The sequence below is a fragment of the Lederbergia graminis genome (assembly GCF_042655485.1).
Classification (GTDB): domain Bacteria; phylum Bacillota; class Bacilli; order Bacillales; family Bacillaceae_C; genus Lederbergia; species Lederbergia graminis.
On the sequence record NZ_JBHSMC010000010.1, the window covers coordinates 85,879 to 98,304 of the forward strand.

Annotated in this window: 8 protein-coding genes; 7 read left to right on the forward strand and 1 reads right to left on the reverse strand. The window is 36.4% G+C overall.

All coding sequences use genetic code 11. The features are described from left to right. Positions 1–97 precede the first annotated feature (97 nt). A complete protein-coding gene (locus ACFPM4_RS07640; protein WP_382349716.1) occupies positions 98–1,114 on the reverse strand; it encodes a glycoside hydrolase family 172 protein in 1,017 nt (338 codons plus the stop codon). Between the two features lie 740 nt (positions 1,115–1,854). On the opposite strand from ACFPM4_RS07640, the gene ACFPM4_RS07645 reads away from it, so the two are divergent. The 7 genes from ACFPM4_RS07645 to ACFPM4_RS07675 all read left to right on the forward strand — a co-directional run bounded on the left by ACFPM4_RS07645 (position 1,855) and on the right by ACFPM4_RS07675 (position 12,400). Beyond that, positions 1,855–3,210, forward strand: a complete 1,356-nt coding sequence (locus ACFPM4_RS07645; protein WP_382349719.1) for an ABC transporter substrate-binding protein — start codon at positions 1,855–1,857, stop codon at positions 3,208–3,210. A gap of 138 nt (positions 3,211–3,348) precedes the next feature. After that, positions 3,349–3,852 (forward strand): type 1 glutamine amidotransferase domain-containing protein, encoded by a 504-nt coding sequence (locus ACFPM4_RS07650; protein WP_144927426.1) that lies wholly within the window; start codon positions 3,349–3,351, stop codon positions 3,850–3,852. Positions 3,853–4,237: 385 nt separating this feature from the next. Next, complete coding sequence (locus ACFPM4_RS07655) at positions 4,238–5,587, forward strand: ABC transporter substrate-binding protein (RefSeq protein WP_382349723.1); 1,350 nt, start codon at positions 4,238–4,240, stop codon at positions 5,585–5,587. A gap of 246 nt (positions 5,588–5,833) precedes the next feature. After that, on the forward strand, positions 5,834–7,195 hold the full coding sequence (locus tag ACFPM4_RS07660; protein WP_382349726.1) for an ABC transporter substrate-binding protein: 1,362 nt from the start codon (positions 5,834–5,836) through the stop codon (positions 7,193–7,195). A 222-nt stretch (positions 7,196–7,417) separates the two neighbouring features. Next, positions 7,418–8,593, forward strand: coding sequence for an IS200/IS605 family element RNA-guided endonuclease TnpB (gene tnpB, locus ACFPM4_RS07665; protein WP_382349729.1), 1,176 nt, complete (start codon positions 7,418–7,420; stop codon positions 8,591–8,593). A gap of 240 nt (positions 8,594–8,833) precedes the next feature. Beyond that, positions 8,834–11,287 (forward strand): GH116 family glycosyl-hydrolase, encoded by a 2,454-nt coding sequence (locus ACFPM4_RS07670; protein WP_382349732.1) that lies wholly within the window; start codon positions 8,834–8,836, stop codon positions 11,285–11,287. 165 nt (positions 11,288–11,452) lie between these two features. Next, entirely contained in the window at positions 11,453–12,400 is a 948-nt protein-coding gene (locus ACFPM4_RS07675; protein WP_382349735.1) for a hydroxyacid dehydrogenase, read from the forward strand. Positions 12,401–12,426 lie beyond the last annotated feature (26 nt).

Here is a 12,426-nt window from a genome sequence, read left to right on the forward strand (position 1 = left end):
GTCTGTAATTGATATTTTATTATTTTATCCCTATTTTGTTTCTTTAGCAAAGTAGGAATTAAAAATGACTACTGAATGGTACAGTAGTCATCAGTTTCTATGGAATTGATTGATGGTCAACGTCGCGAACCCGATACATACTCATTAATTTATCTACAGAAGGTAATTCAGAGCTTAATTTACCTACTCCATCTTGGTACCAATATGCTGTAGATGAAAACCAGTATGGTTTTAAACGTTCAGGATTCCAAGGACTAACAAAATCGATTTTTAAGCTTTTCTCAAAAGAAATAGCATCCTGGTCATGAAATCGATACATACTTATCATCGAGCGTAACGTATCTTTCAGTGGCACTCCATGTAATGGACCGTAAAATTCACCATCTCGGAAATACCAGCCACCATTAAAATAATCTTCTAGACCTGTACCAGTAAAGGTAGGTGGTTCTCCTTCTTTCGTATCAATATATACATATTCAGGGGCTTCTAAATAAGAAAGGTAATTGAAATCCTCTGCTTGCATGGAGATACAGCAGCCTACATAATGGCCACGACCCTGCGCCTCTATAAGTGGTAGTGGATCAGAACCTTGTAAACGATCTGTCCTGAATAAACAATGAAACCTTCCTTCACTTTCTGGCTGTGCGTCTGTTTCTTGGTAGTTAGCATTCAAGAATACTTCAGGTGCTAGGCTACTATGTAAGTTTTCGATTTCAATCCGAACTTTGTTATAAGGCATTGGAAAATAACTATAAAAACCACCACTAGACATACCAATATATTGAGAAAGATAATGACGGTATTCACAATGTCCAATACCAAAAAAGTCACCAATTGGAGCTTCAACTGACGGTGTATCACTTCCATCCCAATAAATCCGTAAAATTAACTTTTTTAATATGGATGGATCTGTAGGGATATGTGGTTCCCAATGAGCCCAAAACCATCTAGGGATTGTGATCCAAATTCTAGAAATAACACCTGGTTTTTCAGAGCTCACAAATACTTCCTTTTCCCCTGGATGGACAGTAATTGTTTTCTTCTTCGTAATCGGATTATTGGTCGTAAATTGGTTTGACTTGCCTTTTCTCAATTGACTTATTGAATGTAACAAATTCTCACCTCATTTTTAAGATATAATGTTGTCATTACCAGTTTAGTTGAATTATATCATGTATTCTTATAATTTCATATAGGAAGTGTTGATTAAACAATAGTTTAACCAGTCATCTAAATTAGGTAGTGAGGTAATTACTTTATAGTAGATAATCTAAACCTTGTTATCATTTTTAATACAGGTACTATGATTCTGATATTTTTGATGAATCAAACTATGGAACTATAAATGTGATTTATCCAAAGTAACTGTAAAGTCTCAAATGTATAAAACAAGGAGTAGAGTGGATAGTTTAATAGAAGTCCATAATTATAATATTATATAAAATATTTTCAAAAAACCTATTGACTATTACGAGTGTAAACGTTAACATAGCGATAAGAGAAATTAAATAGAAGCTAGGTACATATAACTAATATGTAAACGATTGCACATTTTGTTTCATACGAATGTACTAGAATCATAACTTACTAAATTAAATAGTAGGGTGAGGATACATTGCATAAAATTATTTGAATAATGGGACATGTAAACGCTTAATAGGTGAAAATATGACACTGTCATATTGTATTTTATACTAGCTATTTATTGTTTAGAAATATGTAAACGTTATCCGATATTAGGCATAATGTTCTATTTCTAATCATAAATTATCAGAAAAATTAAAGGAGGTGGTTAAAAAGGAGTATCGTCTTGTATCACTTCGAATGCTTTCAAAATTTAAAGGGGGAAAAGAAATGAATAAGAAGTTTAGTATTCTTGCCTTTTTGTTAATCTTTTCTTTGCTGTTAGCAGCATGTTCTGGTGGCGGTAAGAAAGAGAGCAATGGCTCCAAAAATGGTGAAGATAAAAAGGATGAAGGATTAGCACCTGTAGAAATGCTACATGACTCCAGCCTTGAAGGAGAAATCACCGTTTGGTCTTGGGGAGCATGGGAAGAACAAATAGAAATTTTTAACGAACTTTATCCAAATATAAAAGTTAATCTTGTGCAACAAGAAATTGGTGCATTGCATGATAACTTACAAACTACATTAACTGCAGGTAAAGGGGCTCCTGACGTATCACACGTATTAAACGTTGATCGCTACGGTACTCCAGGTTTACTTGAAGACTTGTTAGATCCACAATATGACATGGGAAGATATAAACACTTAGCTGAACCATACGTATGGGAGCGTTGGATGTCACTAGATGGTAAGCGTTTACTAGCTCCACCTTGGGATATCGGTTCAGGTGTATTCTATTATCGTGAAGATATTTATGAACAAATGGGTCTACCAAGTGATCCAGAAGAATTAGGAGAATTCTTACAAGATCCAGAAAACGTGTTCCAAGCAGCACAAACTCTAGCAGCAAATGATATTTATATGTATGAATTTAGGGATTCACCTGCAATCCAATATGGTGATGCAGTAGGGTATTTTGATGAGAACTTAAATTATATGCGTAATGATGAAAGAATGATTGAATTACTAGATCATGTTAAACGCGGAGTGCAACTTGGATGGGCTCCTCAACTTTCTGCTTTCTTTAGTGAAGAAGGAAATAACTTATTAAAACAAGGTAAAATTGCTTCATTACCAGTTGCTTCAAACGCTTATCAACAATTTAGTAGAGTTGTTCCTGAACAATCTGGTAAATGGCGTGCTACTAAAATGCCATTTGGCGTAAATGTAAGCTTGGTTGGTTCTTCTTGGGTAATTCCATCTCAAAGCCAACAAAAAGATGCAGCATTTGCATTTGTTGAGTTCATGTCTGTTAATGAAGAAGCTTGGAAATTGTACCAAGAAGGTGGAATTCAAACAGGCTGGAAACATATTGCAGAGCTACCTTGGTATCAAGAGTATGAAAATGAGTATTTTGGCGGTCAAAAAGACTTTGCATTCTACAATACGCTAGTACCAGAACTACCTGTACGTCGTTATACTCCACTTGATGGTGCTGCATGGCCATTATACATTGACAAAATCAATGAATCCATTGATAAAAATATTGATTCACGTACGACACTTCAACAAATTGAAGATAATACGATGAAACAACTTGAATCAGATATTGAGAAACTGAAAGAAGAATATGGAATAGAGTAATAATTATCACAAAGAGAAAGTCTTACCATTTGGTGAGGCTTTCTTTTTGCTTGTGATTTTGTAATAAGTCATTTTCTTTGAAAGCGTATATATTTTTCCTTTATAGTAAAGGTAATAAGCGTAAGGAGGAGATTTGACATGGCAAAAGTAGCCTTTTTGTTAGCAAATGCTTTTGAGGATTCCGAGATGGTTAATCCTTATAACGCTGTGAAAGAAGCAGGACATGAAGCTGTTATTGTTGGATTAGAAAAAGGAGTAACAGTAGAAGGTAAAAAAGGCGCTAGTTACACTACCGAAATGACAGCGTCTGAAGTACAAGCTAATGATTTTGATGCTGTCGTAATACCAGGTGGATCAGCGCCAGAGGCATTACGAGTTAATGATGATATTGTGAAATTTGTTCGAGAAGTTAATGAACAAGGTAAACTCATCGCTGGTATATGTCATGGTCCTCAAGTAATGATAAGTGCAGATGTATTAAAAGGGAAAACAGCTACAAGCTTTGTAGGTATAAGAGATGATGTAAAATTAGCAGGAGCTGAGTATAAGGATGAAGAAGTGGTAGTAAGTGAGAATATTATTACTTCACGTACTCCAAAGGATGAACCTGCTTTTATACGTGAAATATTAGCTAAATTGTAATAATGTATAAGTGAAAAAGGGGTCCTTCAAAACAGTTACGAAGGATCCCTTCTATTTATTAGTTGAAGGGTATACATTTAATGGTAATGCTATGTGTAATTTCTCCTATTTGTAATAAAAGCGTTGACTAGCAGTATTGTAAACGTTATCATTTTTCATAGATATCCTGGTAATGACAAGTTACCGGATATTGGAATTATCCTGCTTTTGAGTAAGTGGTCGATCTATGATCACGAAAACATTATCATATCCGAAGATGAATCTGTTTTTAAATAAATAGATAGTGGTTCATCATCGGTAAAGTTTGGAAGGGAGGCAGATATTTGTCTTAAAATGTCGAAATAATCAGTTTTGTAAACGTTTTAATAAGAAGGGGAGACGTTAAATGAACAAGAAATTTTCGGTATTTATATTTTCTATCATCTTTGTATTAGTTTTATCTGCTTGTTCTGGGAAGAAAGATACTTCTGGACCAAACAATGGTGGTAATGAAGATGATTCTAATGAGCAGGATAAGATTCCATATTTACATGATTCTAGCCTAGAAGGAGAAATTACTTTTTGGTCATGGGATGACATGTTTGAAGAAGTTATAGTGGAGTTCAACAAGGTTTATCCAAACATTAAAGTGAATTTTACAAGACCTGATGCGCTAGAAGATAAACTACAAACAACAATTGCTGCTGGTAGCGGCGCACCGGATGTATCACACGTAATGGATATATCCAGATTTGGAGCACCAGGATTGTTAGAAGACCTATTAGACCCGCGTTATGATATGGGGAGATATAAAGAATTAACAGCCCCATATGTATGGGAACGTTGGATGTCACTAGATGGTAAGCGCTTATTAGCTCCGGCATGGGATATCGGACCTGGAGTTTTCTATTATCGAGAAGATATTTATGAACAAATGGGACTTCCAAGTGATCCAGAAGAATTGGGTGAATTTCTACAAGATCCAGAAAATGTGTTCCAAGCAGCACAAACTTTAGCTGCAAACGATATATATATGTATGAGTACAGAGATTCGCCAGCAATCCAATATGGAGATGCACTTGGATATTTTGATAAAGATTTAAATTATACTCGCAATACGGAGAGAATGGTAGAGTTACTAGATTTAGTTAAGCGAGGAGTACAGATTGGCTGGGCACCACAAACTTCTGTACTATGGGGAGAAGAAGGGAAGCAAATGTTAAGACAAGGAAAAGTTGCTTCTTTCCCAGCAGCATCCAATGCAGCACGTAACCTTGCTGATATTGTTCCGGAGCAAGAAGGAAAATGGCGTGTGACGAAAATGCCTTTAGGTGTTAGTGCTAGTTTAGTAAGTTCGTCATTTGTTATTCCAGCACAAAGTCAAAACAAGGATGCAGCATTTGCATTCCTAGAATTTATCACTTTTGATGAATCTGCATGGAAGATTTATGTAGAACGTGCAGTTCAATCTAGTTGGAAACAAATTACTAGCCTTCCATGGTACCAAGAATATCAAAATGAATATTTAGGTGGTCAAAAGGAATTTGCATTTTATGACACTTTAGTCGATGATATTCCAATTCGTCGCTATACGCCATTAGATGGACCAGCATGGCCATTGTATATTGATAAGATTAATGAATCAATTGATAAAAATATTGATTCAAGAACGATATTGCAGCAAATAGAAGATAATACAATGAAGCAATTAGGACCAGAGCTTGAAAAGTTAAAGCAAGAATATGGAATAGAATAAAACGCAGTGAGCGCAGGAGAATCAATTTGATTTTTCTGTGCTTTTTTTGTGAAGATTAACTTTCCATTTTTGCAACAAAATGACAACTGGCAAACTAACATAATGACATTTACCGATGTATATGTAAACGGTATCATTTGTACATAGAAAGGCCTAGACAATAGAAAGGAGGTTTCAGCAATTAAAATAGATTATATAATGGGTAATTCGAACTTGTTTATGAAAAAAAGCAAAGGGGGCTATCTAGTGAAAAGGAAGTTTCGTATTTTAGTCTTTTTAATCATCTTTTCATTCGTTTTAACAGCATGTTCCAACAACAAAAAGGACGTGGGTGGGTCTGATACTGATAAGGATAAAGGGAAAGGACCGGAGGAAATCACCTTTACTTATGATTCCGATTTAGAAGGAGAAATTACCTTCTGGACATGGGACGGTGGAATGTGGGATGACATTATTACAGAGTTTAATAAGTTTTATCCGAATATCGAAGTAAAGAAAGTAGTCGTTGCCATTGGTGAGATGCACAATAATTTGCAGACGACTTTAACGGCAGGAAGTGGAGCGCCAGACGTATCACAAGTGTTTGCTCCTCAATTTCCACGCTATCAATCTGCTGAACTTGTAGAAGATTTATTACAAGCACCATTTGATGCAGGTCGTTTCAAGGATGATATGTCTGATCATGCTTGGAATCGTTGGATGTCCCCAGACGGTGAAAAATTACTTGGTATGCCATGGAATATTACTCCGCTCGTTTGGTTCTATCGCGAAGATATTTACGAATCAGTAGGACTTCCAAGTGATCCAGAAGAATTAGGTGAATTTCTTCAAGATCCTAACAATGTATTAGATGCTGCACAAACATTAGCGGCTAATGACATTTACATGTTTGAATTTAGAGATTCACCTGCTATTCAATACGGTGATTCAGTTGGATATTTTGATTCTGAATTTAATTGGACACGAAATACAGACAAAATGGCTGAATTACTAGACTTTGTAAAACAAGGTGTGCAAATAGGCTGGGGACCACAAATGAGTGTACTCACAAATGATGAAGGAAAACAATTACTTAAGCAAGGAAAAGTGGCATCATTCCCAGGTGGAATTAACCTTTCTAGACAAATTGAAGGAGTAGTTCCAGAACAAGCAGGAAAATGGCGAGCAACAAGAGCTCCAATTGGATTAAACGTAAACATGGTTGGATCCACATTTATTATTCCAAAACAAAGTGAAAATAAAGAAGCAGCATGGGCTTTTGTAGAGTGGATTACAAGAGCGGAAGAAGCATGGAAGCTTTATGCAGATCTAGCAGTACAGCCAATGTGGAATCATATTTCTTCTCTTCCATGGTTCCAAGAGCATACAAATGAGTTTTTAGGCGGACAACAAGAATTGAAATTTTATGATACTCTGGATGATTTAATTCCAGTTCGTAATTATAGTCGTTTAGACAATATGGCATGGCCATTATTTATTGAAAAGGTAAATGAATCGATTGATAAAAATATTGATTCGAAAACAATACTCAATCAAATAGAAGAGAATGTGTCTAAGCAACTTCAAACAGAGATCGAAAAACTAAAGCAAGAAATGGCAGCAGACTAGAAAAGCTAGTAATCTATCTATAATCAGAAATCAAAACCCCTATTTCAAAATATATGGAATAGGGGATTTTATCATCCCCCGAAAGAAGACTCCCTCTTCAAGCTCGTGAAGGGCTTAAGCCCAGAGATAAGGGGGAGATGAATTTCGGTTGGTGGTAGCCAAAACCTCCCTCCATTTGATACAATAAGAACATACATTCTGTTTTGGGGTGAGGTGAAAATAATGCTAGTAAAAAAAGCGTTCAAATTTCGAATCTATCCAAATAAAGAACAAACAATCCTCATTGAAAAAACTTTTGGATGCGCTCGTTTTGTCTACAACTATTTTGTAGGAAAACAAATAGACAAGGATTCCTATTGGTATGTTGTGAATGAAATGGTTCAGAATGGTCAACTTCCTGGTAATAATTGGAAAGGGGAATTTTTCCATAAAAACAAGTCAATGAAAGATCTTCCTGAGTTGAAGAAACACTACCCATTCTTAAAAGAAGTAGACAGTATTGCACTGCAAAAGTCTGTTGAAATTGTGAACGATGCCTATACGCGCTATTATAAAAAACAAAATGGTGAGCCACGTTTTAAGTCAAAAAAGAATCCCATCCAATCGTATACAACAAAATACACAAACGGAAATATCGCTATTGTGAAAAACAAAATAAAAATTCCAAAGCTTGGATACGTACGATTTGCAAAAAGCCGTGAAGTACATGGGCGAATTATTAATGCCACTATCAGGCGCAATCCAAGTGGTAAATACTTCATTTCTATTTTGTCCGAAACGGAAGTACAAGCGATGAAAAAGACAGGGTCAACCATTGGGATTGATGTAGGATTAAAGGATTTTGCAACATTGTCGGATGGTACAATCTATCCTAATCCGAAGTTTTTCCGTACATTAGAAGAAAAGTTAGCAAAAGCACAACGTATTCTTTCCAGACGAAACTTAGGATCATCCAATTGGCTCAAGCAACGGATAAAAGTGGCTCGTATTCACGAAAAGATTACAAATGCAAGGAAGGATATGTTAGACAAGATTTCCACTCAAATTGTCAAAAACCACGACATTATTGGGATGGAGGACTTATCTACGAAAAACATGATGAAAAATAAAAACCTTGCCAAGGCCATTAGTGAAGTCTCATGGTCCAAATTTAGAACCATGTTGGAATATAAAGCAAGATGGTATGGAAAAGAAGTAGTGGCCGTGGCGAAAACCTTTGCCTCCAGTCAACTATGTTCCAATTGTGGTCATAAGCATAAAGACGTTAAAAACCTGACTTTGCGTGAATGGACTTGCCCGAAATGTATGTGCCATCACCGAAGTCGTGATATTAACGCAAGTATAAATATTCGTAATGAAGCATTGCGATTAACCGCAGGAACTGCGGGGATAGCCTAATCCATAATTAACCGATAGGTTAGTGTTCTTAGGAATCCCCCACTTCAAACAGCTCATAAGAGCGTTAAGTGGCGGGTAGTTCAATGTGGATCTCTAGTTGATATAATGGCGTTGAGAAGAAAGAGGACTTACTATCATACTATATTAGAGTAAAATGATAACGTTTTCTTTTTGGTCTGTCTTTATAACAAAGGAGTAACGAAAAAAGCTTGTCAATATTCAAAAAAAAGGAGACTATTCATGTCACAAGTAAAAGAAGATTTGTATCAAAATGGCTTGCAACGTCAGTATTCTGGGAAAGCAGAAGCAGCAGCTTTTTTGTTAGGTGGTATTGGGACAGGGAATGTATCGATAGGAAGTAGAGGAGATTTTAGAGATTGGGAGATTTTTAATCATCCGGGCAAAGGGGCCACTTTACCAAATACCTATTTTTCTATATTTGCACAAGCTGAAGGGGAGGAACCGGTAGTCAAGGTGCTGGAATCAAAGTTAAATCCGCCATATACACGTGCCCATGGATATCCACCGGGAACTGCAGCAGGTTTACCACGTATGGAAAAATCCACTCTACGTGGTGAATATCCATTTGTTTCCGTCCAATTTGAGGATAAAGATTTACCGGTAGATGTTAAGCTTGAAGCGTTTACTCCATTTGTGCCACTCAATCCTGATGATTCTGGAATCCCAGGTGCTTACATAACATACAAAGTTACTAATACAACATCGGTACCTGTGAAAGTGTCGATAGCAGGTTCAATTATTAATCCAATCGGTGCAACCTTTGACCAAATTGGAAATTTACAAATACAAAAATGTAGTCAGAATAGCAATCTATTTAAGCAGGAAAGTGAGCTTTCTGGACTAATTTTACAATCTACTAAATTTGAGGAAACTGAGCGTGAGTATGGGAATATTGCTCTAACAACTACCAATCCACATACGACATATAAAAGGGCATGGTTAAGAGGTGCATGGTTTGATCACCTCCATGAATTCTGGGATGATTTCTCTGAGAATGGAATGTTAACAGATTTACAGTATGACACACCTGCAAATGATGAGGCGACAGATACAGGAACGCTTGGCGTATATGAAACGGTATTACCAGGTGAAACAAAGGAAATGAATTTCATGTTAACGTGGTATTTCCCAAATCGTCTGAATGGCTGGAGCGAATGGATAAAAGTAAAGGAAGAAGGCAGAGAATTAATTAAAAACTATTATACAAATCATTTTGATAGTGCATGGGCAGTTGCTCAATATCTTGTAAACAATAAAGAACGTTTAACGAAGAAATCGCAATCCTTTCAACAAGCGTTATTTAACAGCTCATTACCATACTATGTGATTGATGCGATCGCAAGTAATATTACGGTACTTCGCAGTACGACTTGTTTTTGGTTAAAAGATGGCCGTTTTCTAGGATATGAGGGCTGTCAGGATGATTGGGGTTGTTGTGATGGGAATTGTACACATGTATGGAACTATGCACAAACACTAGCATTTCTGTTTCCCACATTAGAACAAAACATGAGGGAAACGGAGTTTTTGGAAGAAACAACGGATGATGGAAAAATGAATTTTAGAGCGATGCAAATGTTTGATTCACAGTGGATGTTTGGGTCAAATCCAGCTGAAGCTGCAGCAGATGGTCAAATGGGTACCATCATGCGTGTTTATCGAGAATGGAAGTTAACAGGTGATGATGAATTTTTAAGACGAGTTTGGCCTGCGATGAAAAATTCTCTTAAGTATGCTTTACTGCAATGGGATACAGATGATGACCTAGTATTTGATGGAAAGCAACACAATACGTATGATATTGAATTTTATGGACCGAACCCATTAACAGGTGTGTTCTTTCTTGGAGCACTGAGAGCTGCAGAAGAAATTGCAAAATATCTTGGAGAAGAAGAAACTGCTAATATATATAGAACAGTATTCGAGAAAAGCGCAAAACGTTTGGAAGAATTAACGTGGAACGGCGAGTACTATATCCAACAATTAGATGATGTTGACCAATATAAGTATCAACATGGGATGGGTTGTCTTTCCGACCAGTTACTAGGCCAGCAATTAGCACATTTATTTGGATTAGGATACTTACTACCAGAAGAACATGTAAAAAAAGCAGTATATTCCATTTATAAATATAATTTTAAAGAAGATTTCAGCAAACATGCGAATCCACAAAGAACGTATGTATTAAATGATGAAAAAGGACTTCTTTTATGTTCATGGCCAAATGGTGGTCGTCCAAAATTACCATTTGTATATTCCGATGAAGTATGGACTGGAATAGAGTACCATGTAGCAACACACTTAATATATGAAGGTTTTATTGAAGAAGGACTAACAATTGTTAAAGCTGTACGGGATCGTCATGATGGTATCCGCCGTAATCCTTGGAATGAAGTCGAATGTGGACACCATTATGCGAGGTCTATGTCCAGTTGGGGCGTGCTCATTGCTTTAAGTGGTTTTGAATTTGATATGACCAGAAATGAAATTAAATTTAATCCTCGCATTAATCAAGATGACTTCACTACATTTTGGAGTACAGGGAAAGCGTGGGGTACCTATACCCAAAAGAAAAATATAAATGGTGAGTGGGATACTGCCGTGAAGGTACTATATGGAGATGCAGCAGGCATAACCGTTCATGCGTGCGGGAAAAAGTGGACGATAGAATAAAAGATAAAAAGATTGAAAGTTCTTTAAAATAGTAATACAATTAATTATAACATCATGATGAAAAACATTACTTTATCATCCTCATGAGGAGTTGCTTCCCTATTTTAGATGCTCCCATGAGGATATTTTGAATCATAAATACAAATAAGAAAAGGATGATGCTTATTGAAAATTGTCATTACTGAGTTCAATTGGCCATCGGGAAACCTGCTTTTACAGGAAAAAGGTTGGCAAGTTGTTTATGATCCAGAACTTTGGACTAATCGGGAAAAATTGCAATCTGAATTAAAGGATGCAGATGCAATAATTGTTCGAAATCAAACAAAAGTTGATGTGGAATTGATTCATTCAGCTCCACGATTGAAGGTAATTGGTAGACTTGGAGTGGGACTCGATAATATTGATTTGGAAGCAACTGCTCAACGAGGGATTGTAACCGTTTTCGGTAAAAACGCAAATGCTACATCTGTTGCTGAATACGTCATTGGCTCTATTTTTCAATTTTCAAGGAAAATAAGAGATGCGAGTCATGATGTAAAAGCTGGGGGCTGGAATCGGAAAGCATTCACAGGTGTAGAGCTATTTGGAAAAACTCTAGGCCTAATAGGAGTAGGAGAGATTAGCCATCGTGTTGCAATTCGTGCAAAGGCACTTGGAATGAATGTAATTGGCTATGATCCCTTTGTTGCACCATATGATTTTCCTGTCATGGAGTCAGGAATTCAATTGATGGAATATGAAGCAGTTGTACAGAATGCAGATTTTCTAAGTCTGCATGTACCACTAACAAGAGGAACAAAAAATTTAATAAGTGAGCACACACTGCATCGGATGAAATCTACCTCTATCATAATTAATAGTTCTCGAGGTGGCATTATAAATGAATTTGATTTGTTCCATGCATTGAAGAATAACAAAATAGAAGGAGCTATATTAGATGTATTAGAAGACGAGCCACCAAATGAAAATCATCCTCTACTTACCTTGGAAAATTGTATCATAACCCCACATATAGCTGGCTTAACGGAAGAATCACAAAGTAGAACATCCGAGTTAGTTTCCAAAGCGGTAATAAGTGAATTAGAAGGAAAGGTTTCTTTATGTAGGGTGTAGGTTATTTGACACATAAACTTTAACAC